This window comes from Leptotrichia buccalis C-1013-b, from assembly GCF_000023905.1.
Taxonomy (GTDB): Bacteria; Fusobacteriota; Fusobacteriia; order Fusobacteriales; family Leptotrichiaceae; genus Leptotrichia; species Leptotrichia buccalis.
The window spans coordinates 2,180,684-2,206,455 of record NC_013192.1 but is presented as its reverse complement, the minus strand read 5'-3'; the positions used below and the strand labels follow the sequence as shown (position 1 = coordinate 2,206,455).

At 29.8% G+C, this 25,772-nt stretch carries 19 protein-coding genes, 5 tRNA genes and 1 pseudogene; 9 read left to right on the top strand and 16 right to left on the bottom strand.

Annotated elements, in window-relative coordinates; all coding sequences use genetic code 11:
- Nucleotides 1–52: 52 nt before the first annotated feature.
- Entirely contained in the window at nucleotides 53–1,756 is a 1,704-nt protein-coding gene (locus tag LEBU_RS10300; RefSeq protein WP_015770268.1) for an AIPR family protein, read from the top strand.
- Nucleotides 1,757–2,269: 513 nt separating this feature from the next.
- Here the strand turns inward: LEBU_RS10300 and LEBU_RS10295 are convergent.
- Nucleotides 2,270–2,665, bottom strand: a complete 396-nt coding sequence (locus tag LEBU_RS10295; RefSeq protein WP_015770267.1) for a hypothetical protein — start codon at nucleotides 2,663–2,665, stop codon at nucleotides 2,270–2,272.
- A 287-nt stretch (nucleotides 2,666–2,952) separates the two neighbouring features.
- Between LEBU_RS10295 and LEBU_RS10290 the strand changes: the two genes are divergently transcribed.
- From LEBU_RS10290 to LEBU_RS10275, 4 genes and pseudogenes are all read left to right on the top strand, one after another.
- Nucleotides 2,953–3,399, top strand: a complete 447-nt coding sequence (locus LEBU_RS10290) for a DUF333 domain-containing protein (RefSeq protein ID WP_015770266.1) — start codon at nucleotides 2,953–2,955, stop codon at nucleotides 3,397–3,399.
- A 358-nt stretch (nucleotides 3,400–3,757) separates the two neighbouring features.
- Complete coding sequence (locus LEBU_RS10285) at nucleotides 3,758–6,811, top strand: S8 family serine peptidase (protein WP_015770265.1); 3,054 nt, start codon at nucleotides 3,758–3,760, stop codon at nucleotides 6,809–6,811.
- A 180-nt stretch (nucleotides 6,812–6,991) separates the two neighbouring features.
- Nucleotides 6,992–8,336, top strand: a pseudogene (locus tag LEBU_RS10280) (ISLre2 family transposase).
- Between the two features lie 172 nt (nucleotides 8,337–8,508).
- Nucleotides 8,509–8,733: a heavy-metal-associated domain-containing protein gene (locus LEBU_RS10275; protein WP_015770264.1), complete on the top strand. Its 225-nt coding sequence runs from the start codon at nucleotides 8,509–8,511 to the stop codon at nucleotides 8,731–8,733.
- A 176-nt stretch (nucleotides 8,734–8,909) separates the two neighbouring features.
- Here LEBU_RS10275 and LEBU_RS10270 read toward each other — a convergent pair whose 3' ends face one another.
- From LEBU_RS10270 to LEBU_RS10240, 7 genes are all read right to left on the bottom strand, one after another.
- Nucleotides 8,910–9,380 carry a GNAT family N-acetyltransferase gene (locus tag LEBU_RS10270; RefSeq protein WP_015770263.1) on the bottom strand — a complete coding sequence of 157 codons (471 nt, stop codon included), beginning with the start codon at nucleotides 9,378–9,380 and terminating at the stop codon, nucleotides 8,910–8,912.
- Nucleotides 9,381–9,435: 55 nt separating this feature from the next.
- Entirely contained in the window at nucleotides 9,436–10,191 is a 756-nt protein-coding gene (gene truA, locus LEBU_RS10265; protein WP_015770262.1) for a tRNA pseudouridine(38-40) synthase TruA, read from the bottom strand.
- 129 nt (nucleotides 10,192–10,320) lie between these two features.
- Nucleotides 10,321–10,404, bottom strand: a tRNA-Leu gene (locus LEBU_RS10260).
- A 17-nt stretch (nucleotides 10,405–10,421) separates the two neighbouring features.
- Nucleotides 10,422–10,497, bottom strand: a tRNA-Lys gene (locus tag LEBU_RS10255).
- Between the two features lie 7 nt (nucleotides 10,498–10,504).
- A tRNA-His gene (locus LEBU_RS10250) sits at nucleotides 10,505–10,580 on the bottom strand.
- A 38-nt stretch (nucleotides 10,581–10,618) separates the two neighbouring features.
- A tRNA-Gly gene (locus LEBU_RS10245) sits at nucleotides 10,619–10,694 on the bottom strand.
- A gap of 12 nt (nucleotides 10,695–10,706) precedes the next feature.
- Nucleotides 10,707–10,783, bottom strand: a tRNA-Pro gene (locus LEBU_RS10240).
- A gap of 840 nt (nucleotides 10,784–11,623) precedes the next feature.
- Between LEBU_RS10240 and LEBU_RS10235 the strand changes: the two genes are divergently transcribed.
- The 3 genes from LEBU_RS10235 (at nucleotide 11,624) to LEBU_RS10225 (ending at nucleotide 14,688) form a co-directional block, all read left to right on the top strand.
- Nucleotides 11,624–12,514, top strand: coding sequence for an alpha/beta fold hydrolase (locus LEBU_RS10235; protein WP_015770261.1), 891 nt, complete (start codon nucleotides 11,624–11,626; stop codon nucleotides 12,512–12,514).
- A 151-nt stretch (nucleotides 12,515–12,665) separates the two neighbouring features.
- Nucleotides 12,666–13,697: a rod shape-determining protein gene (gene mreB / locus LEBU_RS10230; protein WP_015770260.1), complete on the top strand. Its 1,032-nt coding sequence runs from the start codon at nucleotides 12,666–12,668 to the stop codon at nucleotides 13,695–13,697.
- 37 nt (nucleotides 13,698–13,734) lie between these two features.
- A complete protein-coding gene (locus LEBU_RS10225) occupies nucleotides 13,735–14,688 on the top strand; it encodes an ATPase (RefSeq protein ID WP_015770259.1) in 954 nt (317 codons plus the stop codon).
- Nucleotides 14,689–15,689: 1,001 nt separating this feature from the next.
- On the opposite strand, the gene LEBU_RS10220 is transcribed toward LEBU_RS10225, so the two are convergent.
- Nucleotides 15,690–16,508, bottom strand: coding sequence for a Cof-type HAD-IIB family hydrolase (locus tag LEBU_RS10220; protein WP_015770258.1), 819 nt, complete (start codon nucleotides 16,506–16,508; stop codon nucleotides 15,690–15,692).
- 22 nt (nucleotides 16,509–16,530) lie between these two features.
- On the bottom strand, nucleotides 16,531–17,556 hold the full coding sequence (locus LEBU_RS10215) for a threonine aldolase family protein (protein ID WP_015770257.1): 1,026 nt from the start codon (nucleotides 17,554–17,556) through the stop codon (nucleotides 16,531–16,533).
- Between the two features lie 174 nt (nucleotides 17,557–17,730).
- Between LEBU_RS10215 and LEBU_RS10210 the strand changes: the two genes are divergently transcribed.
- Entirely contained in the window at nucleotides 17,731–18,474 is a 744-nt protein-coding gene (locus LEBU_RS10210; protein ID WP_015770256.1) for a gamma-glutamyl-gamma-aminobutyrate hydrolase family protein, read from the top strand.
- Between the two features lie 49 nt (nucleotides 18,475–18,523).
- Here the strand turns inward: LEBU_RS10210 and glmM are convergent, their stop codons facing one another.
- The 6 genes from glmM to rplI form a co-directional block, all read right to left on the bottom strand.
- Nucleotides 18,524–19,885 carry a phosphoglucosamine mutase gene (gene glmM, locus LEBU_RS10205; protein ID WP_015770255.1) on the bottom strand — a complete coding sequence of 454 codons (1,362 nt, stop codon included), beginning with the start codon at nucleotides 19,883–19,885 and terminating at the stop codon, nucleotides 18,524–18,526.
- On the bottom strand, nucleotides 19,878–21,479 hold the full coding sequence (locus LEBU_RS10200; protein ID WP_015770254.1) for a sensor histidine kinase: 1,602 nt from the start codon (nucleotides 21,477–21,479) through the stop codon (nucleotides 19,878–19,880). Before LEBU_RS10200 ends, glmM begins: the two co-directional genes overlap by 8 nt.
- Nucleotides 21,480–21,489: 10 nt before the next feature.
- The gene (locus tag LEBU_RS10195; protein WP_015770253.1) at nucleotides 21,490–22,170 is read right to left on the bottom strand and encodes a response regulator transcription factor; all 681 of its coding nucleotides are present in this window, start codon (nucleotides 22,168–22,170) and stop codon (nucleotides 21,490–21,492) included.
- Between the two features lie 240 nt (nucleotides 22,171–22,410).
- Nucleotides 22,411–23,679, bottom strand: a complete 1,269-nt coding sequence (locus LEBU_RS10190; RefSeq protein ID WP_015770252.1) for a peptidase U32 family protein — start codon at nucleotides 23,677–23,679, stop codon at nucleotides 22,411–22,413.
- A gap of 119 nt (nucleotides 23,680–23,798) precedes the next feature.
- Nucleotides 23,799–25,238 (bottom strand): replicative DNA helicase, encoded by a 1,440-nt coding sequence (gene dnaB / locus LEBU_RS10185; RefSeq protein ID WP_015770251.1) that lies wholly within the window; start codon nucleotides 25,236–25,238, stop codon nucleotides 23,799–23,801.
- A gap of 43 nt (nucleotides 25,239–25,281) precedes the next feature.
- Nucleotides 25,282–25,734, bottom strand: a complete 453-nt coding sequence (gene rplI / locus LEBU_RS10180; RefSeq protein WP_015770250.1) for a 50S ribosomal protein L9 — start codon at nucleotides 25,732–25,734, stop codon at nucleotides 25,282–25,284.
- Nucleotides 25,735–25,772 lie beyond the last annotated feature (38 nt).

Below are 25,772 nucleotides of genomic sequence, written 5' to 3'. Positions count from 1 at the left end.
CATGATAAATTATACAACACTAAAAAACTTTATATAGATCAGGGAGAACAAAATGGCAATTACAAAATATGAATCATACTATAAACAAATAAGAGAATCAGTAGAAGAAATAAAAAATAATAATGATTATAATAATCTATCAAAAGCATTTATACACTGGTACTTAAAAAATCATTTATTTTTAGAAGAACAAGAAATAGGGGAAGCAATAATTGATGGTTCTGGTGATAATGGAATAGATGCTATATTATTAAATGAAGATGAAAAAGAATTAATAGTCATGCAATTTAAATTTCCTAATAATGTTAATGGAATTAATTCACAAATTGAGCAAGGAGATATATTAAAAACTTTTCATGGATTTAATTTATTAATAAATAAATCAGAAAATCAAGAATCAAATATTCAATTTAAACAATTTAAAGAACGAATAAACGATATGGATATTTTTAAATTTAAAATATATTTTGTTAGTTTTAATACAGGAATAGATGCCAATGCTAATAAAGAATTGGTTGACAATTTCTCTCAAAAATTTAATAAAGATTACGGTAGTGAATTACAAGTAGAAGTTCATGATAAATCAATAATTTCAAATATTTATGAAAAAATAAATAGAAAAAATAATCTAGAAATTACACTTGCATACAAGCAAATGACTTCTGCATATGATATAGATGCAATGAATATTAAATCATATGTGGGATTAGTAAATGGGAACTCACTTATAAATGCTATTGAAAATAGTATAGAAACTATTTTTGATGAAAATATTCGTTTATATGAAGGAAAAACAAATGTTAATAATTCTATAAAAGCTACTGCTTCTGATAAAAAAGAAAGTGAAATGTTTTATTTTTATAATAATGGTATCACAATCATTTGTGATAAAGTTAGTAACAGCCCAAACAAATTGAGTGTTAATTTAAAAGGTGTATCAATAGTCAATGGATGCCAAACTGTAACTTCTTTATATGATTTATATAAAAATAATATACTTCAAGAAAATGTAGATATTTTAACTAGAATCATTGAGATATCTGATTACAATGAACGAATGAAAATTACAGAATATCTAAATTCTCAAAATCCAATAAAAGATAGTTATTTTATTGCAAATCATACAATAATTAGAGATTTACAAAAATCATTAGAAAATAAAGGATACTATCTTGAGAGACAAATTAAGGAATTTGAATATAAAAAAGTTTATGGAGATAAAAAATTAAATAGTTTAGTACCAGTAAAATTAGAAAATATTATACAATATTATGTTGGATATTGGCTTGATGACCATGCTTCTATAGCTAAAAGAGGAAAAAGTTTGCTTTTTGATAAAAATAAAATTGATGAAATATTAATGGATATAAATGCAGAGCGAGTAATTGAAGCCAATAACATGTATGCAAAAATTAGTAAAATAATAACTAGCTATAGAAAGACAAGAAGAAATGAAACGAAAAGTGAATTTTCAGAATTTTTAGGAATTTCTCATCCAAAATTTTTAGATACGATTAATGAATATTTATTTGTTAATACAGGAGATATAATTTTACTAAATGCAGTTAAATTACTTAAAAATAAATACAAGGAAAAAAATATAGATTTTGATGATAATAAATTAATTAGAGACTCTATTTTTTTGATTCATAAACAAATATGTGATAATCATCCTGATGGGGTTAGAAATGTTTCAGCATTAACTAAAAATACTAAACTATTTAAAGAAATAAAACAAGTAATAGAAACATTATGATTTATACATATAAAGTATTTTTTTAATCAAATAAGTAAAAATAATAAAGATGATAAAACTAAAAAAATTTAACTTATATAAAAACATAACCTCTCAAACTTAAATCTCCATTCCCGGTTTGTTAGATTATGTTTTTATTTTTTATTATACTGCTTATTATATTAAGTTATTCTCAATACAGAAAATTAAAAATTGAAACATATTTATAAAAATATTCCAAAGCCTTACTATTTCTAACCTCAATTTCATTATATGTAACACAATTTTATGCCATAATATTATATTTTCTTCATCTGAAAGCCATAATAGCTAGAAACTGCTTTTCTTATAAGGTTAAAAAGTGCTTGTGACAAATCTTATTTTTTACAGCTAGTTCTCTAGAATATACGTAGTTGTTGCGCAAGCACAAATAAACATAAAACCTAATAGCAATTTTTTCATAACAAATCATTCCTTTTTATTTAAATATAATATTTAGATAATGTTCCTACAAATTGTACTCAACGTTTAATCTTAACCTTCATTTTCAAAGGCTATCATATAACCATAAAAATAATCAAGTGCTCTAATTTTTCTTATTCCACTTGGAAATAATTTACAATTATTGAAATACCAATTTCCTATTTCACCACTTGCTGTATTATAAACTTGTGAAGTATAGTTTCTATCTCCCCTTTTAATAAGATTTAATAGAGCCTTATCTAAATCAGGTCGTTTACCGTCGTAAATGGCAGGGAAATTAATGTATGTTCTACCGATACTTTGACATATTTGATTTTTTCCAAATAAAGTACTGAAATTAGCTCTTATGTAAGCTCCTTCGCTTTTAGTTATGTTTATGTTTTTTGGATAGGCATAAGTTGTTGCACAAGCACAAATAAACATAAAACCTAATAATAATTTTTTCATAATAAATCACTCCTTTTATAATTTAATTTTTTTATATTTTTTAATAATTTTAAATGAGGAAGAGTTGATGTACTTATCGTGATTAAAATCAGAAAAATTTAAATAAGATTCAAAAAGTGTAGATTCTTCTTATTTAAAGTATACCATATTTAATAAGGGTGTCAATATTTTATTATAAATTTTTTTAATTTACGTCTTTAAAATTAGAAAATAATAGTAAATAAATAAAAAACAAAAACTTTTATGGTATAAAAAACTAAGAATACTAGTTAAAAAGGAGAAAAAAAATGAAAAATTTAAAGGTCATTGTAACTGGTTTGGTAATAGCTATGTCTATTAGTGGAATGTCAGCAAGTTTATCAAGCATATTTAGAAAGAAAAAAAATAAAAGTACCTCTACTACTGCTGAAGCACCAACTCAAGCTTCATCTTACTGTGTAAGTCAAGGTGGGGAATCTATCCTTGTAAAAAGTAAAAAGGGAGATTTCAGAGTTTGTAAATTAAGAAACGGAACAACAATAGATGAATGGGAATATTACAGAAATAATGCTCCAACCGTTCAAGATTTTGAAAGACAGGTATTAAATTCAGAAAATCCTGCAGCAAAGTTCTGTATAGCAAAAGGTGGTAAATCTCTAAAAGTTAAGGATAGAAATGGAGCTGAAAAAGGAATATGTCAATTCAGTAATGGTACTAAAGTTGACGAATGGGATTACTACAGAGCAAATCATTAGAATATTATTTTAAATTTAAAAATGTGTATAAAATGGCAAGTTTTTTAATTTGTCATTTTTTTATTTATTTTTGTTATATTTTTAAACAAAATAATTGTATTTACAACTATAAATGTAGTTTTAAAACTGAGCTAAAAGATGATAAGATCTGATTCAAACTACGTAGTTAACTAATTTTTATCATAATTTTTGAATTCGATTTTAAAGTAATTTTACTATGCAAATAAAAAATATATAATTTTTTAAAAAAAATCATAGAAAGAATTAAATAAAAATGTTATACTGTAATGTATATTTTAAATTATTGTAATGATAACAATTAAAAATCAAATATAATTTTAAAAAAAAGGAGAAAAAAATGAAAAAAGTACTATTATTAGTCAGTCTTGTTACGGCATTATCAAGTTGCGGAGGAGGTGGCGGAGGTGGAGGTTCTTCACAGACAGGCTCAACCACACCTGTACCAAATAATCCAAATCAGCCTGGAAATTCTAATGCACAAAATCCAACTCAACCAGGAAATAATCAACCAGGGAACTCTAGTGCACAGAATCCATCTCAGCCAGGAAATAATCAACCAGGGAATTCTAATGCACAAAATCCATCTCAGCCTGGATCAAATAATCCGTCACAAAACCAAATTACAGGAAAAGGTGTTAGTGTTGCGGTTTTGGATAGTGATTTTATCTCACCAGATGTACATACTAATCAGTTGTATCATAAGGAGAGCTATCTTGAAGAAATATTGGATAGAGAATTTAAAGATAGATTTATTCAGGAAACAAAATCTTCAGATCCTAATCGAAACAATTTGAGTAAAAATAATCATGGAATAATTGTAGCTACTATCTTGGGAGGAAATAGCGGTACTGGTGCTACTGGAGCTAAAATTCATGGTGTAAGTGTAAGCCAAGGAAGCGGATTTTATTTAGATGTAAATAAGTATCAGGAACTTCAAAATAAAGGAGTTAGAATATACAGCCATTCATTTGGTTCACAAAAAAGTTTTAGAGAAAATCCTAATTATAGGGAAGAATTTAGAATATATTTAAGAACTCTTACTGAAAGTATTTTAACAACAGAAAATGATCGTAGAGTTGATGTTTTAACAAATTTTTATAAAAATGCCGTAAATGAAGGTTCATTATTCATATGGGCAGCGGGTAATAGAAGATTTGACGGTACAAACATGAATGGAGTAAGTGTTCAGGCAGGATTACCCTATTATATTCCTTCTCTTTACAAAGGATGGATTGCTGTAATGGGCGTAAGACCTGATGGAAGAGAATACAGCCCTTACTTTGCAAGAGCGGATTGGACTTCTTTACAAGAAGGAGTAAATTCGGCGAAATGGTGGACTGTTGCGGCAAGCGGTGATTGTGAGATAGATGGGTGTACAGAATATGGATCATCTTTTGCAACACCAAAAGTTTCTGCAGCGGCAGCCAAAATAAAAGAAAAATTTCCTTGGATGACAGGGCATGAAATACAGCAAACAATACTGACAACAGCAACAGACTTAGGAGATCCAGGAGTAGATAACAAATTCGGATGGGGACTTTTAAACGAAAGGAAAGTATTAAAAGGACCTGCTGAATTTAGCAATGAATTACTTGTTGGAGAATCTGCTGCAAGGAATGGTGCAAAAGGACAATTTAATGCTAATATTGGAGATAATATAACTTCGAAATTTGAAAATGATATTACAGGTTTAGGTGGATTGAGAAAATCTGGTAATGGAACATTGATTTTAGCTGGAAAAAACACTTATCAAGGTTCAACTGATATTGAAAGCGGAACTTTAGAAATTCAAAAGGAAAATGGTTCTCCAATAACTATAAAATCAGGCGGGACTTTAATAACTACACCGACAACTATAATAGGATTAAAAAATTCTCACTATGATAATTTTTCACCAGTAAATGTTAAAAATGAAGGTGGAACTCTAGAAAATAGAGGCTCAGGAGCTGTTATAACAGGAAATTATACTGCAACTGCAGGTTCTATAACAAAAGCGGAAATTGGTTCAAAACTTATAGTCAATGGAAGCGTAAATTTAAATGGCGGAAATACAACACTGCAAACACTAAGCAACGGAAGATACATTACAGCAAAATCTTTATCTTCAACAATAATTGAAGCTAAAAATGGAATAAATGGAAATTTTAACAAGATGAAAACGCCTGAATTAATAAAAGGTTCAGTTGAAAAAACTGATAATCAGATAAATGTAAAATTAAGTAGAAAAAATATTCTGGAATATGCAAAAGAAACAAAAGCCGATGAAATGCAGCAAAATACTGCGCAGAATATAGAATCAGCTTTTCAGAAATTAGATGAAGAAATTGAAAATGGAAAAGCAGGAAATTTATCCAGTTTTGAAAAGAAAGCCGCTACATTGCAGGCTCTTGACCTTACAAACAGGGCAGCAATTCTGGACAGTCTTTCTGGACAGATTTACGCATCAGCACAGGCTTTAACTTTCCAGCATTCACAGACTGTAAATAAGGACTTGTCAAATAGGCTGGTTATGCTTGGAACTCTTGACAATGTTGGAGATAATTTTGGACTGTGGGTTTCAAGCTTTGGAGCAAATGGTAAGCTGGAACAGAACGGATACGGTAAAGGAGACACAAAAGTCTTTGGTGGACAAGTTGGGATTGACAAGCAGTTTGGAGATAATCTGATTCTAGGGACAGCACTTTCCTATTCAAAAGCCGACGTTAAATTTAACAGATATGGTGGAAAATCAGATGCCAGCAACTTTGGAATTTCATTATACGGAAGATTAGGGAATAAGGATATCCCTTGGTATTTACAAGGACGTTTTGGAGTTGGATTTGTTGACAGTGATGTTGAAAGGGATATCATATTGAGCAGTAATGACTATTCAAGAGCAAAAATTAACCACAATGATAAAGTTTACTCAGGATATGTAGAAACAGGATACGACATTAAGAACAGCAATGGAGACTTTGTTGTGACACCGTTTGCAGGAATTACTCATGATACGGTTGCAAGGGGTTCATTCTCAGAAGACAAGAGCCAGTTTGGACTAAAAGCTGATAAAAAGAATTACAGCCAGACATCAGCATTGGCAGGAGTGAGAGTAGGTAAGGCAGTGCAATGGAATGGAGGAAGCAAAACTACCTTCCAAGGCTACGTGACACACCAGAGAGCCTTTAATGATGAGGACTTAAGTTTCAAAGCTGAATATTCAGGATTACCTGGAAGTTCGTTTAAAGTGAAGGGGATAGGACTTTCCAAGAGCAAGACTAAGGCAGGAGTTGGAGCATTGACGGAAGTAAATTCCAGCTTTGGATGGTATGTAAACTATGATGGTGAAATAAGCAGTGGAAAAGGCAAGGGAAACAATAATGTTGTTACTACTGGACTTAGATTTAATTTTTAAGGTATAATTATAGCAAAATTAACTGTATTAGTAAGATGCTAATACAGTTTTTACTGTATTTTCGTGTAGACAAAGTAAAAAATATAGGGGCAAATAAATTTAATTAAATTTCGAATTAACAAAAAAGAGGAAACCAGTTACAATATAATCGCTAAATCCTATTGAAAGGTGGTTCCCTCTATGATTAGAATATCAAATTTTTCTTCACTTGTAAAGACTTTTTTTAAAAATATTTTTTCCTTCAGACTTCCGTTTGAGCAGCAGTTTAAGCTGTTTGTCACAAAAGCTTTTGAAACGCTGTTTAGAGTTTATGTCAAAAGAGTTGATGATTACTTCTTTCATTCCAACGAAAGAAAAAATAAGTTTAAAAGCAAAGGATTTGTTAAAAGAACTGTTACCACTGCCTTCGGGGATGTAACTTTTGAACGTCGAAAATATGTAAACAAAAAAAACAGGCATTCATTATTATATTGATGAAAAAATTGGACTTAAACGGTATAGACGGCTTTCTGAGGAAATGATTTTTACTATACTTTTTGAATATCAGTATACTACAGCTTCATTTCTTGCAAAAACTTACGGTGTTTCAAGGGCTACCGTGTATAATCTTGTCAATTCTTTTCAAATGCCGAAACTTGATATTGAAAGATTTGAAAGAGACGACAATTCGCCAGTATATATGGAGATTGATGAAGATCATATGAAGTGTAGAAGAAGTAAAAATACATACATGAGGATGGTTGTAATACATCGTGGAATTGAGGAAATCTGCACAGACAGGAACAAACTCATTGACAAGCACACAGTAATGTTTCCTGCATCCGTATCGCTTGAGGAAGTATCGGAGTATGTACTTAACTATATTGAAAAAAGATACAATATGGACAAAAAGAAACTAATTGTGAACTCTGATGGAGGAATATGGATAGACAGCTTTGTAAGAGAGCTTGGAATTTACAAGCCAATACACATCTATGACAAGTTCCATTTAGTAAAAGCCATAGCTGAAATTTCTAAAAGGGACAGGGAAATATCAAAAAATCTTTACAAATGGCTAAAGGAAGACGATTTTAAAGAACTTGAGAATTTTTATGAAAATTTCAAGGAAAAGGAGAATGTAAGCCAGAGAAGAAAAGACCAGACGAAGATGCTGTTTAACCAGTATGAGAAGATAAGAAGAATATACACGGAGGAGGACTACATAGGCTCAAGGACGGAAGCCCTAGTATCCCACGAATGCTCAAGATTTCTATCAAGTAGGCCAAAAGCATTTTCAAGAAGAAAGATAAAGGCAAGAGCGTTATACCACACTTTCTTTGCAAACTATGGAAAAAACAGGGAAAAGGCGTATGAATTGTACTTTAGCGGCAAAAGAACGAGTTCACTAGAAAAGGTAATAGAGATGGAATGCTTGCCAGAAATTGTTAATGAAACAGGAAAAAACACAAATATGCCATATTTGAGAGGAGGAGAATGTCCGCTTAGGGAAGTTTTGAAAGAAATATTACAAAGTAAAATATTTTAAAAAAAGCAGTCAAAAAAGATTTGTTGTGGTATTTAATGACTGCCCCTATTTTTTTTACTCTGTCTTTTCGTGTATAAAAATTTGAAATATTTTTTTACATATGGTACAATTAAAAAGGTTTTGAATTAAATTAATAATTGTATCAAATTAGCTAGTTTTATGGAGGTAAAAAATGTTAAAAAAACTTATAGAAATAGAAGGTATGAATTGTAATAATTGTATAAAAAAAGTAGAAGATGCTTTGTATGGACTACCAGAAGTGGAAAATGTTGAAGTTAATCTTGCTGATAAAAATGCAAAAGTTACCTTGAATGAAGAGGTTGATGACTTATTAATTGCAGATGTAGTAAATGCAGCTGGGCATTATAAAGTAAAGGATGTTACAGAAATTTCATAATTATTTTTAGCCGGAATATAATTTTGCATAGACTTAAAAACAATATATGGAAATCAGGTGAAGTTTTTTCATCTGATTTTTTGTTAGAAAAATATACTTGTTTTTTTTTGAATGCGTGGCTCTAAGATATACTTAAATTCTTTTAATATTAAAATGAGTATTATTTTCTTAATTTATTACTTTTCAAAATATCTCATTAAATATCGCTCAACATTGTCTCCATATTCATTATCTAAATTTCCGACAATTTTAAATCCTAATTCTTCATAAATTCTTTTTGCTGTAAAATTATCCTTATCAAGAGTCAATTCAACTTTTTTTATTCCAAGTTCTTTTAAAAATTTCAATACATATTTCAACAATATTCGTGCGTATCCATTTCTTTCAAATTTTGGTACAGTAGAAACGCCATAAACATAAGCAAGTTCTCTATCAAAACTGCTTAATACTTCAATAACAGACATTAGTTCTTCATTTTCATCATTAGTTACCATTGCAAAAACTTTTCCATATTTAGTGAATGGCTTGATATTCCAGTTACCAACTGTTGCTTCACCAAAAACTTCATTTTCATGTTCTACAATTTTAAATAATAAATCTGAATCTTTTTTTGCTTCTAAAACCTTTATTTTATAATTTTTTTCCATAAAATTCTCCTTTTCTACACTAAAAAAATTTAAAAATACTATTACTGTATCTAATTTATTCATAACTTACTTTATATAAATAAAGCCCTTCTGAACCTGCTAAAATTTTTTTCCCATCTGCATCTGGATTTTCCAGCTTTTTTTTAATATAATTTTTTTCTTCTTTTCCAAAATATACCGCCAAAGCCGACCCAATCATTATCCGTACCATCGTTTTCAAAAAACCATTTCCACAAATTTCAATATTTATCTGTTTTTCCTTCCCATTTTTATCATAATAACAATTTATAAAAAAAATTTCTCTCACTGGATTTCTATAAGCCTTATCTTTTTTCATAAAACTGCTAAAATCATGTTTTCCAATAAATTCTAACATTATTTTCTGAAATTTATCTATATCAATCATTTCTTTTATCCCAGTTATATAATTTGTTTCAAATGGTGTGATTTCATCTTCGACTTTCATAATATACAAATAAGTCCTATTTTGAGCATCAAATCGAGAATTAAATTTCTCATCCATTTCTTCAATATCTAAAATTTTTATTTCACCCTTCAAACGTTTGTTAAGCTGTCTTTTAATCGCATTCAATGGAATATTCTGGTCAATCATGAAATTAGAAACCTGCTCTATGGCATGAACTCCCTTGTCAGTTCTTCCTGATGAAATCATATTTATATTTTGAAAAAACGTTTTGGATATAACCTTTTCGATTTCCCCTTGTACTGTTTTTATTCCCATTTGTCGTTGAAAACCGCAAAATTTACTTCCATCATATTGATAAACTATTTTTACATTTCTTTTTTTCATTTTTTCCTCTGCATTATTTTATATGTGAGTTATTCACTTAAAGATTAATATTTTTTTGATATGATTCTAGATTTTATATAAAAAAAAGAGCAATATAGCTCCATAATAACCAACAATTTTATTCTTAAATGGTGCGAAAGGTGGGACTCGAACCCACATGTCGAAGACGCTAGATCCTAAGTCTAGTGCGTATACCAATTTCGCCACTCTCGCTTATTATTTTATTTAAATGGTGAGCCATACTGGGATCGAACCAGTGACACCTTGATTAAAAGTCAAGTGCTCTACCGACTGAGCTAATGGCTCATATTTATGGGGTGACCGACGGGACTTGAACCCGCGACAACCAGTGCCACAAACTGGCGCTCTACCAACTGAACTACGGTCACCATACTATTTATGCAATCATTTGTCTTTAAAAATAAAATGGAGCGGGAGACGAGGGTCGAACTCGCGACATTCAGCTTGGAAGGCTGACGCTCTACCAACTGAGCTACTCCCGCAAATCTATTAAATGGTCGGTGTAGTAGGATTTGAACCTACGACCCCCTGCTCCCAAGGCAGGTGCGCTACCGAGCTGCGCTATACACCGTTCTAGAATAATTCTTAATTACTCTCGGACAAGAAATATAATATCACAAATTAAAATAAATGTCAACACTTTTTTTTCTAAAATTTTTATTTTTTCTGTACAGGCGTATTATATAATTAAGTGTAGCACCTAGAACACAGTAAAAATGATATACTAATATCTTCTACAAAATTAGAAAGGATTATTGTTGCTATACTAATGCTATTTCCCGTTTAAATAGCGAATATTTAATAAATTTTGAATTACATACTATTTTAGTAAGAAATTACAACTTTTTGTCCTTAACATAGTTTCTATTTTATAATGGGATTTAGTATTAGATTATTTTATTTAATATCAGTTTTTACTATTTTTATTCGTTTTTTTCTTTTTTTTCGCAGGATTGCTCATTGCCGCAAATCCTTATCTTGCAGTAAAGGTTTATCCTAATAATTAAAATTGTGGCAAGATTGCTACGCAATACCTATGGCTAGACTACGACTTTTATTTGCCCAACTCCGAAACTCCTCCTTATAGTCGTCAAACAGTCGTAGTTGAACAAATAAAAGCTCCGTCGGTTTATTAAAACAAAAAAATTATATTTTAATTCTTTAGAAATATTAGGTTTTTAGCCTTTGTTGGAAAAGTTTGTAATAAATTCGTTATTTAAATGGGGTTAGTATAAATCGTAATAACATAATTTTAAAAAAGTTACTACAAACATTTAACTCCTAGATAAAGTAAAATTTGTAATTGCAAAAAATATTATATTATATTATAATATGTATATGTAATTCTTGAAAATTGGTAAAAAACTAAAACTTTTAAATTGATGGTTCACAATTTTCAGAAAGGAAAATAATGGAAAAACAATATTTTGAGAGTTTTGATAATAAAAAAATCCCTTATTTATTTTTTGAGTCAAAAAAGCAGAAATATAAAAATAATGTTGTAATATTTCACGGAATGACTGAACCTATTGATAGATATACTGAATTTGGGTCATTTTTGGCTTCTAATGGGTATAATGTGTTTGTTATGGAAATTCGAGGACATGGCGAATTGAAAGAAGGTGAAATTGGAGATTTTGGAAAAGGAGGAATGAAATCTGTCTTTAAAGATATTGATTCCTTTTTTAAAAAAGTTTTGAGCAAAGTCGGAGCAACTCCAAGCAATACTACAATTTTGGGGCATAGTATGGGTTCTTTGATTGGAGCAGAATGGGGAATCAAAAATAAATATAAATATTTTATTTTATCAGGTTTTCCATTGAAAAGCCAGTTAACAGCTATAGGTGGAAATTTTGCCACTTTTTTGGAAAAAGTGATTTTCAGAAAAGTTTCTGCGTTTAATAAAATTTCAGAAAAATGGAACGCAAATTTTGAGCCAAATAAAACAAAATTCGACTGGCTTACAAGAGATGAAACTGAAAATAAAAAATATGAAGATAATGAGCTTTGTGGCTATTCTGTCACACCAAAGTTTTATTCTGAAATTTTTTCCACAATAGGATTTATCAATAGAAACTATAAAAAATTAGATGAACATGCGAGAATATTAGCCATTTATGGAACGGATGACAAAGTAATCGACATTCCATATATTACTCAAATTTTTAATATATTAAGAAAGAAAAAAAGAAGAATAAACATTCTTGAAAACAAAAATGGACGGCATGAATCTCTTAATGAAACAAATAAATATGAAATTTATGATGAAATTTTAAAATGGCTAAATGCAAAAGATTTTTAAATATCACAACTAGTATAAATAAATTAAAAATATAATAGTTTATTAAAAAATAGACATTTTCAATAAAAATTTTAAAAAAATTGCAAAAAATAATAAATTTTTATCAAAAAGTATGGTATAATTAAGAAAGTTAATTTTAATAGGAGGAAAAATGGGAGCATTTGATTTTGTAAAAATATTTAGAGTAAATAAAAGCATCTCAATAGACTTGGGAACTGCAAACATATTAATTTATGATAAACAAAGAAAAAAAATAGTGTTAAATGAGCCATCTGTGGTTGCAAGAGATAGAAAAACTGGAAAATTAATCGCAGTTGGAAGAGAAGCTAGAGAAATGTTAGGAAAAACTCCTGACAGCATTCAAGCCATCAAACCTTTGCAAGATGGAGTTATTGCAGATATTGACTCAACAAAAGAAATGATTACATATTTTATTCATAAAATTTATGGAAATTCACTTTTCAAGCCTGAAGTTATGATTTGTGTACCAATCGAAGTAACGAGCGTGGAAAGAAAAGCCTTGTTTGATGCGGTAAAAGGTGCTAAAAAGACATATATCATCGAAGAAGGAAGAGCGGCTATTATCGGTTCTGGAGTGGATATTTCACAACCTGAAGGAAGTATGGTAATTGACATAGGTGGAGGATCTACAGATATTGCTATCTTATCACTTGATGAAATTATTGCAAGTAAATCAATTAGAATTGCTGGAAACAAATTTGACGAAGACATTGTAAAATACGTTAAGAGAAAATACAATTTATTAATTGGTGACAGAACTGCTGAAAAAATTAAAAAAGAATTAGCTTCAGCTATAAAATATCAAACGCCTGATATTATGGAAATTAAAGGAAGAGATTTGGAATCTGGAATTCCTAATACTGTGGAAGTTAATGCAAATGAAATTTATGAAGCAATTGAAGATTCTTTATTCCAAATTGTAAACTCTACAAAAGAAGTTCTTGAAAAATGTCCACCTGAATTGGCTGCAGATATCTTGGATAACGGAATTGTAATGACTGGTGGAGGTTCATTAATTAAAAACTTTATTGATATGATGGAACAAGAAGTTGGAATCAAAGTGTTCTTATCTCCAAATCCATTGGATTCAGTAGTTTTAGGTGGAGGAGCCGCATTTGACAACAAGAAATTATTAAGAACTCTTCAAATGAAAGAAAATTAATATTTGTTGTTAATAAAAAAAGAGAAAATGAGAAAAAATGAAATTACAGGAAATAACAGAAAAATTTAAGAACGAAATAAATCAAGATAAAATAAGTGCAAGTTACCTCTTTTACGGTGATAAGAGAGTTGACTTGCTTTCTTATGCACTAATGTTTTCAAAAATGGTTATGACAAAGGATGTGCAGAATGACGCTGAAAGAGAGAAAATAGAACGGCTTATTGACAATCTCCAGCATCCTGATATTGAAATAATAAATAAAAATAATGAAAACATAAAAATTGACGAAGTGCGGGAAATCATTTATTCATCAATAGAATCTTCATTTAACTCGCCAAAAAAGATATTTATTCTATGCGGAATCGAAAACTTGCGAAAAGAATCTTCAAACGCACTTTTAAAAATTTTGGAAGAACCCCCGCAAAATGTATACTTTATCCTTTTATCAAGAACATTAAATATCATTTCTACAATAAAATCCCGTACAATTAAATTTCATCTATCTGGAATGAATAACGATGAACTGGGAGTTAGCAAAGAAGTTTATTATTTTTTTGACGGAAATGAAAACGACATTTTAGAATTTAAACGACAAAATCTCTCACTTGAGGATATTCAATTTAAAATTAATACAGTGGAAGATATTTTGCAAATTATTTTTGAAATGAAAAATTATATGACTGGGGAATTTATTATAAAAAATAATCTAGATTTAACAATAAAATATAATAAAAGTATTGAACTGTTAGCACGACGAATACGTTTTTGGGATATTGAAAATGTGTATTTTTTTATAAATGAAATTGAAAATGAACTAAAAAAGGAAAAGGAATTTCTGATAAGTTTTCTTTCAAAAATCATTATAAACGTGAAACATTCTGTGGAAGCAGATGAATTGAAAAAACTGATAAATTTGAAAAATAGTATTAGAAGTAATGTAAATGTGAAAAGTGTGATTTTTAACTTTTTTGACATTTTACAAAGTTCTTAAAAAGAAGAAATTAATACTATTTCTCATTTAAAGAGCAAATATCAAAAATTCATGAAATTAAAGTCATTTTTTTACAATATTATGCTATTATATCCTTTAATTAAATTTTGTCATTAAGTATCTATATAAGGGATTTTTATTTAGAGTTTGAAAGACTGTTTATTATTAATAAATATTTTTCGTAATCTTGTATTTTTTCTTTTTATAAAGCAAGGGAAATCAGTCGCCATTTCCCTTGCAACCCTGGCTCGTCTAAGCATTTTTTTGAAATAAAAACGAAACTCGCTAACGCTCAGACAATCGTTTTCATTCCAAAAAAATCACGACATTCTGTACTAAGATTATATAGATTTATTATATTTAAATTCTAGGCTTTTACATTTGGAAAATATTAAATAAGCAAAATTTCGTTAAAGGAAAAATAACTGTCTGAGCGTAGTTTTACGAAGCGAGTTTTATTTTTTTTTATAAGAAAGTTTTGTGTAAAGCGGGGTAGTTCGTAGAACGTTTCGCCATTATCTTTAATATATAACCAGTTATACATGTTAAAATAACTTTTATTGCGAAAAAGGGCATGGCGTCTACTGCCCTTACGTTACAAAAAAATTGAATAGAAAAAACTATTATTAATCATAATATTTATAAATAAAATTATAAAAGTCTTTAAGATAGATACTTAAAAATTAAATTTGATTTTTTTAATAAAGCTATCGAATTACTTATTGTAAAATTTTACTTCTATTGGGGTTAATATATAATAAAGATAAAATGGGAAATAAACTGTGTATTCAGGATATCTCCCTTTTTTTATAATAAATATTCAATAAAAGATTCAAATATATCTACAATTTAATTTTTATCTTTTACTATCGAAACCCAAAGTTCCATTTCATAACTTGGATTATACATATCCCCTTCACTATAAACTTCAAAATCAGGAGAAAAAGTATATATGATTTTTCGACTTTTTTCCCGATAATTCCTGTACAAATTTTATAGTTTTAAAATTCAAAAAACTCCTCAATCGTAGTTTTCAATCCATGCTTTACATTTGATGTTGAAATAAATTTAGCTATTTCCTTAATTTCAGGAATTGCATTTTCCACAGCCACAGGCATTCCCACGTACTCCAGCAACGGCTTATCGTTTGCACTGTCGCCAACTGCAATCATTTCCTCAGGATTTATATTTTCAATTTCTCCCAATTTTTTCAATGTTTTCCCTTTATCCACATTTTTATTTGCAATTTCTAGGAAAATTGGTTTTGAAATGGCAATAAAATAATCGTTTCCGTGAACTTTATTCATGTGTTTCTGAGCAATCAATACTTCTTCAGGCGTTCCAATAATCATACATTTTGTAGTTTTATCAATTCCTTTTTTCTCCAAGTCTTCAAGTGTGTCGAATTTTTGAAATTTCATCTTGCATTGATCGGCTTCATACATTACTCCATCTGTCGCTTCAGTTCCATAAATTGTATCTCCAACGTACAAAATCATTGGAACATTTATTTCCTTTGAAACTTTATAAACATTTTCAATATCCTTTTTTTCCAGCCCTTCGTGAAAAATAACTTCGTTTGTCTTCATATCAATTAATTCACCACCGTTAAATGCCAAAACATAGCCTTCATACTTATCCATTTGAAGCTCTTTTGCATATTCAAGCATAGCATAGCTAGGTCTTCCGCTCGCAAGTACAAATTTAACTCCTTTTTCCTTTTGAACTTTAATAATCGCCTCAACATTTTCCTTTGTTATTCCATGCTCCTCATCAAGCAATGTCCCATCCATATCAGTTGCAATTAACTTATAATTCATAAAATCCTCTCACTTTCTTCTATTATAATAATTTTATTAATTCATCCAAATCTTTTTCCGTAGTTGCCCAGCTCGTTACAAATCTTATTACCGTATGATTTTCATCGTATTTTTCCCAAAATGAAAAACTTACGTTTTTTGCCAGTTCTTCCATTTTTGTATTTTCAATTATGATAAACTGCTGATTTGTAGGTGATTCAAGATAAAATCTGTAATTTTTTTCGTGTAAAATATTTTTTAATTTTTCAGATAAATTTATAGTATGTTTTCCAATCCTTTTGTACAAATCATTTGAAAATAATGTGTCAAACTGTACTCCAAGTAGCCGTCCCTTAGCAAGTAATGCCCCATGTTGCTTTATCCTTGTTACAAAATTCTTTGGTGTGTTATTTTTGGTAAAAACAACTGCTTCTCCAAGCAATGCTCCAGCTTTTGTCCCTCCAAAATAAAAAACATCACAAAGCTGTGCAATATCTGGAAGTGTAACATCCGTATCTTTTGCCATAAGCCCGTATACCAGCCTTGCTCCATCCAAAAACAACGGAATCTCGTATTTTTTACAAGTCTTTGAAATTTCTATCAGCTCTTTTTTCGAGTACAAAGTTCCATATTCTGTTGGATGTGAAATATAAACCATTCCAGGAAAAACCATATGTTCGTGATTTTCGTCTGCATAAAATGTATGTAAATATTCCTTCAGCTCATTAACATCAATTTTCCCGCTATGGTGTGGCAATGTCAAAACCTTATGCCCTGTAAATTCAATCGCTCCAGCCTCATGTATCGCAATATGCCCTGTTTCAGCCGCAATTACACCTTCATAAGACTCCAGCATCGAATTAATCACAACCGCATTAGCCTGTGTTCCACCAGTCAAAAAATGCACGTCCGCATTCTTCACTTCACAAACTTTCCTAATTTTTGCTTTCGCACTTTCACAATATCTATCAGCCCCATACCCTGCTAAATCCTCAAAATTAGTTTTCACAATCGCATCCAAAATCTCTTGACAGGCTCCTTGCGTATAATCATTTGCAAAATGTAACATAAATTTTTCCTTTCTGTAAAACTGATGCTTTATATTGGTATTATACAGGAAATAAGGGAAAAAGTCCAATAAGGGAAATAAAAATATTTTACTTTGTCAATAAGAATATAAATATTTGACTAATAAAAAAATATATGATTAAATTATATAAATATTTATAATTGGGAGGATAATATGAAAAAACCTGTTATTGGAATTTCGAGTAATATACTTGGGTTGGAAAAAGGGCTTTTTGCTGGATATAAACGAGCCTACGTTGATGTTTCCTATATCAATGCTGTAATAAATGCTGGCGGTGTGCCGCATCTTCTTCCTTTGAATGAGCATGAAGATATTATTGAGGAATTTGTAAAAAATGTGGATGGAATAATTTTGACTGGAGGAAATGATGTTTTTCCGCTTCTTTATGGGGAAGAGCCAAAAGAGAAACTTGGCGAAATATTTCCTGAACGTGATAAATTCGACTCACTTCTCATCCGTTATGCAATAACTTATAAAAAACCAATTTTTGGAATTTGTCGTGGAATGCAAATAGCTAATGTTGAATGTGGCGGTTCGCTTCATCAGGACCTTTCCTACAATGAAAACGTTACAATAAAGCATTTCCAGAAAGCCAGAGCCCACACTCCAACTCACTCCATTACTGTAGCAAGCAACTGTTTTTTAAGCGATATCTATCCTGAAGGAATTGGATTTATAAACAGTTATCATCATCAGACAATAAATAAGCTGGCACAAGGATTTGTTGTAACGGCGAAAAGTGCAGATGGGGTAATCGAAGCAATTGAAAATATTTCTGATGAAATTTTTATCGTTGGAGTTCAATGGCATCCAGAAATGATGGCAATTAATGACGAAACTGCACAAAAGCTGTTTGAAAAATTTGTAAATGAAGTAAATTTAAGGAAAAAAAATTAATTTAAAGAAAAAATCATAGCCTATTTAACTATGATTTTCTTTTTTTAAATTAACAAAGTGTTTCTTCTACTTTCTTACTTAATTCTGCCACATATTTATCTACAATTTCCTGACTTTCAGCCTCAACCATTACTCTTATAAGTGATTCTGTTCCCGAAGCTCTTACTAAAATTCTACCTTTTCCAGCAATTTCTTTTTCTTTTGCCTTAATAAAGTCAATTAAGTCTTTATTTGTTTCCCAAGTTGCTTTTTTCTCTTTTGCAACAAAGATATTTTTAGAATCTTGAGGCCAAAGTTCAATTCCTTTTACAAGTTCACGTAATGTCTTTCCACTTTCTAAAACTGCCGCCACTAACTGAATTGACGATAAAACTCCATCTCCAGTCGTATTGTAGTCAAGCATTAAAATATGTCCAGACTGTTCTCCACCAATGTTTAAACCGTATTCTTTCATTTTCTCAAGAACGTATCTATCTCCAACATTTGCACGAATTAATCCAATTCCTTTTTCATCCAGATACTTCTCAAATCCCATATTGCTAAGAACAGTAGTAACGACTTTATTATCGTTTAAAAGACCTCTTTTTTTCATATATTCTGCAATAATCGCAATAATCAAATCTCCATTTATAATTGCACCTGTATTATCAACAGCAATTAATCTGTCAGCATCACCATCATAGGCAAGTCCTAAATCAGCTTTATAAACTTTGACAACTTCCTGAAGAAGTTCTGGATGTGTAGATCCGCAATTTACGTTAATATTTTTCCCATTTGGAATATTATTAATTACAATAACATCTGCTCCTAAAGACTGAAATACTTTTGAAGCAACTCTATAAGCTGCACCATTTGCTGTATCAATTACAATTCGTAATTTTGAAAAATTAGTTTTCACAGTAGAAGTTAGATAGTCTAAATAAATTCTCATATCATCTTCCACATATTTAAATCTTCCCAAATCATCTCCTGGCACTTGATGTTTTAAAAGTTCATCCTTTTTCTCCATTAATTGTTCCAGTTCCTCTTCAACTGAATCAGGCAGTTTGTAACCATTTTGACTAAATATTTTTATTCCATTGTCTTTTACAGGATTATGTGAAGCCGAAATCATAATTCCTGCGTCAGCCTTTAATTTTCTAGTCAGATAGCAAACTCCTGGAGTAGGCAGCACTCCCACAAAATCAATATTTACTCCCATAGAATTTAGTCCAGCAGTAAGAGCTGAACGAATCATATAACCTGAAATTCTCGTATCAGTTCCTAAAATTACTTTAGGTTTTCCAGCTTTTTTTCTCCGTTTTTTTAAGTAATATCCCAATGCAAGTCCAAGGTTTGTAACTAGGTCAATTGTTAAGTCCTTGTTTGCTTCCCCTCTCATTCCATCAGTTCCAAAATATTTTCTAGCCATTATTTTTCCTTCCTATTTTTCTTTTTTTATTTTCTCTTTCCTTTTTTAAAAAACTAAATACTGCACTTTTTCTTTCAGATTTTTCCTTTTTCACATTTTTTAAACTTTCTTCATCTTTATTTATGATAATCTTCTCAATCGGCAATACAATTGAAATTTCTGTTCCTTCATTCATTTTAGAATCTATCTCAATTTTTCCATTATGAATTTCCACAATTCTTTTTACTATTGCAAGTCCAAGTCCAGTTCCGCCAGTAGCTTTTGTTCTGGACAAATCAACTCTATAGAATCTGTCAAAAATTCTTTTTGCATCTTCATCAGAAATTCCAACACCTTCATCTCGAATTGAGATTCTTCCAAATCCGTTCTTAATAAAGGATTTTATATAAACATTTGTATGCGGTTCAGAATATTTTACAGCATTTTCAATCAAAGCTCTGATTGCTTGTTGCAGTAATGTTTCATCACCTTTGATTTTATAATCTTTTCCCATTTCCAGATGGAAACTATGAGTTTTTATAGAAACTACAGTATCAGAATGAATTTGATGAACCATTTCATTTGCATCAATATCTACAAATTTTGTATTAATTTTGGTAATTTCACCTTTAGCTAAAAATAAAAGTTTTTGAATTAAATTACGCATATTGTCGGTTTCACTTATAATTGAATCAATTGATTCTACAAAGATGTCAATATCTGTGGTTCCACGTTTTCGTATGATTTCAGCATACCCTTTTATTATCGCAAGTGGTGTACGTAATTCGTGGGAAGCATCTGATACAAATTTTGTTTGATTTTCAAATGAAGTTTCAAGCCTATCCAGCATTTCATTTATAATAAGGATTAAATTTTGTAATTCATCTTCTCCTTTTGGAATTTCTATTCTTTTACTCAAATCATCAGTTGAAATACTTTTTGCCGTTTTTATAACGTTATTAATTGGTCTTAAAATTCTTCTGCTTAATAATTTTGATACAATAACTGTTATGACAACTCCGATTATTGTAAATAAAATAACAAGATATTCTAGCCTTTTATAAATTTTATTTTCCTGAGTTACATTTTTTAAAGTGTAAATGTTAAATTTATAATTTTTTATTTGACGGCTTACTTCAAAAACAAAATATTTATTTTTTTCAATATTTATTATTTTTCCGTCAGAAGAATTATTTTTTAAATTAGAATTTTTTAGCAATTCTACCATTTTTTCATTTGTTATCGTCGCTTCCTCTGTATCAGTATCTCCAACTGTATTAATAGGAATTATCGAATCATTTTTTTGTTCAATTTCTAAAACATACAAATAATTATCTTCACCAGGATTAAACGGTTTTACGTGAATAATCTTTTTCCCTTCCACAATTTCAGGATTAAAATCAAGTGTCAGGACATTTGTTTTGTCTGAAAAAATTCCAACTTTATCTAAAAAACTGTTTATTTCTTCAATCTTATCATCAGCAGACTTTTCAAGCATTTTATTAGACTGCCTTTTCAATGAATAAACTAAAATAATATTAGAAACTAATATTAATACCAAAAATAGAAGAGCGTAATTTGCTGAAATACGATCTTCTAATTTTAAATTTTTCATTTTTTACTCCTTATTTAAAGATAAATCCAATTCCTCTTACAGTCTGAATAAATTTTCTTTCATAAGGTCTGTCAATTTTATCTCTTAAATATTTAATATACAAATCAAGAATATTATCATTTCCGATATAGTCAAATCCCCAAACTTCTTCTAAAATTTTATCTCTTGATAAAACAATTCCTTTATTTAAAACTAGGAAATCAAGAAGTTCAAATTCTCTTTTTGATAACTGAATCAAATTTTTTCCATAATCTCTGAATACTTCATAAGTTGAATAATTGATTGTCAAATCTTCAAATTCAAAAATCCCTTTATGAACAACAGATTTTTTAGTTCTTCTAAGAAGAGCTTTTATTCTGGCAAGTAATTCTTCATTTGAGAACGGTTTTGTCATATAGTCGTCAGCTCCATAATCAAATCCAACTACTTTATCACTAATTTCATCTTTCGCAGTAAGCATAATAATAGGTACTTGTGAAGTTTCCCTTATTCTTTTACAAACTTCCATTCCGCTCATTTTAGGAAGCATTACATCTAGAAGAATAATATCATATGAGCCATATTTAGCCATATTCAATCCTTCTTTACCATCATATGCAAAAAATACATCAAACCCTTCAAATTTTAATTCGATTTCAAGTAATCTCGAAATTTTAGGATCATCTTCAATTACTAATATTTTTTCTCTCATAATTATCTCCAATTCCATTGATTTTTCATTTTATCAAAATTTTTAATTTATAACAGAATAAAAGTTATTTTATTCTCATAGATAATTATAACTCATTTTTCAAAATTTGTATAGTATTTTATCTTTTTTTTCTTATAATTTTTAATAAACAAGAGGTTTATTTAATATTAAAAATTCCAGATTTTTAAATATTTTACTTTTTTTTTGTTAAAATCATAATTAAAATTAAGTTTATATTTATTAAAATTCTGAAGTATCCATATCGCTGTCAGACTGTCCTTCAGGTAATTTTATTCTGATTAAATCCATTGGTCCCATTTCCACATCCGTCTCGATAATAGCGATTGTATTTGGGTTTACGTATTCCTGAAATTCGTCATTTTTTGTATTTAAAAAGTTTTCTACTTTAAATTTAATAGCATCTCCAATTGGACGTACCAGTTCCAAAGTTTCTGTTGCGTAAACTTTATTTCTTATTTGAATTTTGTATTTATTTGTGTCAACTTTTTCAAGTACATTTGCAACAAGTCTGTAAGTTTGGCTGTAAGAAAGACCTGTTTCATAATTCTGATCCTTCTCAGAAGTAGGACCTAAATAAAATCCGTTTGAATATTGTCTATGACTAATAGTTTTAAGCTCTTTTAGCCAATCTGGATTATATTCGTAATTTCCAGAATAATAATTATCCAATGCTCTTTTATACTGCTTCACAACAGTTGAGTTATAGTAAATACTTTTCATTCTTCCTTCAATTTTTAATGAATCCACACCAGTTTCAAGTACTTTGTCAATAAATTCGATAGAACATAAGTCTTTAGCATTAAACATATATGTTCCTTCTTCATTTTCTACAATATCGTGAGCCCCAGTTTCCTCATGCCCCTCTGCAATCACTTTATAGTTCCAACGGCAATCTTGAGCGCAAATTCCACGATTTGCATCACGATTTGTAAAGTAATTACTTAATAGACATCTTCCAGAATACGCCATACACATTGCTCCATGAATAAACACTTCTATTTCCACATCAGGTACTTTTTCACGGATAGTTTTTATTTCTTTTAACGACATTTCTCTAGCTAAAATAACTCTTTTTGCTCCCATATCCTTCCAAGTTTTTACACTCATCCAGTTTGTATTATTTGCCTGAGTACTTACGTGAATTTTCATATTCGGAGCATGTTGCCTAACCATCTGGAAAACTCCTAGATCAGCCACAATTACCGCATCCACACCAAATTCATCCAGTTTTTTTATAAATCTTGGCATATATTCAATTTCTGTATTATGTGCAAAAATATTTAGTGTAACATATATTTTTTTACCCAAACTGTGAACATAGTCCACGGCTTCCTTTAATTCTTTATTTTTAAAGTTTGAAGACATTCCTCTCAAGTTGAAGGCGCTTCCTCCAACAAAACAGGCATCAGCTCCAAAATGAAAAGCTGTTTTTAACTTTTCCATATTTCCAGCTGGTGCCAATAATTCTACTCTTTTTTTTGTTTCCATTCTTGAATTTTCTCTCCTTAATATTTTTATTTTGTGTAAAGTTTAAATAAACTCAAAATTTGAGTAAATAACTTAATTTTTGAGTTCAGTTTTAAAATATTTTATTGTTTGTATTAATTTTATTCTGGCGACGGCGCAAATTCGTCATCCACAACATTTACAAATTGCTGATAGCTTGGTCTAAATCCCAATTCTATCGTTCCAGTCGGTCCGCTTCTATGTTTTCCTATAATTAATTCAACTTTTTCCATCTCGCTCTTATCTTCTTTTTGTGTTTCTTCAAAATTTTGTGTATATTTACTTGGAATATTTACATTGTCCACTTCTGTAGCAGTGTCCTTATTATAATATTTTTCACGGTATAAAAACATTACCATATCTGCATCTTGCTCGATAGCTCCTGATTCCCGCAAATCTGACAAAATTGGTCTTTTATCCACTCTCTGCTCTACTCCACGGGATAATTGCGAAAGTGTTACAATTGGTATGTTAAGCTCTTTTGCCAATATTTTTAAAGAACGCGAAATTTCAGATATTTCCTGTTCACGGCTTTTTCTTGAATTTTCTGCAGGACTTATTAACTGAAGGTAATCAATTAGCATAAAATCCAGTTTTCCTTCAGATTTTAATCTTCTTGCCGTAGCTTTTATATCCAGCATAGTTACACTTGATGAATCTGAAATATAAATTGGAAGTTCAGAAAGCCGTCCAAGACCGTTTCCCATACTTATTAGTTCTTCAGATGTCAGTGTGCTGTCTTTTAGGGATTTTAAACGTATTTTAGACTCACTTGCTATAAGTCTGTCAAAAAGTTGTTCATTTCCCATTTCCAGACTGTAAACGAGTACGCTTTTTCCCTGCTTTGCCACATTTGTTGCCAGATTTAAGGCAAAAGCGGTTTTCCCCATAGCTGGACGTGCCGCAAGAATTAATAAGTCAGAACCATGAAATCCGCTTGTTATATTGTCAAATCTGCTGAATCCGGAAGAAATTCCAGTTATTTTTCCTTTATTTTCTGTATAGCTATCCAGATGTGAGATTTTAACTTGAACTAAATCTGCCAAAGGGACAATATCTTTTTTCTGTTTGGATTCTGCTATTTTAAAAATCATACTTTCAGACTTGTCAAGCATGGCATCGATATTTTCATAACCACGCATAGCCATTTTTACAATTTTTTCTCCAATGGTGATTAATTGTCGCTGTATTGACTTTTCTTTTATAATTTGAGCATAATTAACTGCATTTGCTGCGGTCGGCACTACTTCCGTTAAATCATAAATAATGTCCTCGCCTCCAACTTCCTCCATTACTTCATTTTTTTTCAAGGACTCAATTATTAACAGGACATCAATGATTTTGCCATTGTTGTAGGCTTTTACCATTTCAGAAAAAATTAATTTATAATTGTTTTTATAAAAATCTTCTGCCGTTATAACGTCAACAATATCTCCCATAACATTGGGATTTATAAAAATTGACCCAAGTAATGCTTCTTCCGCTTTTATGCTAAAGGGACTGCCTCTGTCTTCTTCATCTTCTGAATTATACAATGCCATTTTTATTTCTCTCTTTCCATTTTATAGTTCAGGTTTATGAAAACTATTTAGCTTCCACTCTAACCTTTAATACTGCTTTTACTTCAGAATGAAGCTTTAGTTCTACATTATGCACTCCAATTTCCTTCAATTTTGCACTTGCGGAAACTTTTTTCTTGTCAATTGTAATATTCAACTGCTCTTTCAATGCTTCCACAATTTCCTTTGCTCCAATTGAACCAAACACTTTATTATTTTCTCCAGCTTTCACTTTTAGCACAATTTCTTTTGAAGCTAGCTGTTCCTTTAATTCATTTGCATTTTTTACATCTTTATCGTGATTTTTTTTAATTTTTTCATTTCTTGCCTTTAATTTGTTAATATTTTCAGGAGTTGCAAGTATGGCTTTATTTTTGTTCAATAAAAAGTTATTTGCATATCCATCTTTCACTTCTACAATTTCATCTTTTTTCCCTACACCTTTTATAGTTTCCTTCAAAATCACTTTAATTTTCATATCTATCATTCCTTTCTTTCATTAAGTTTATTTGATAT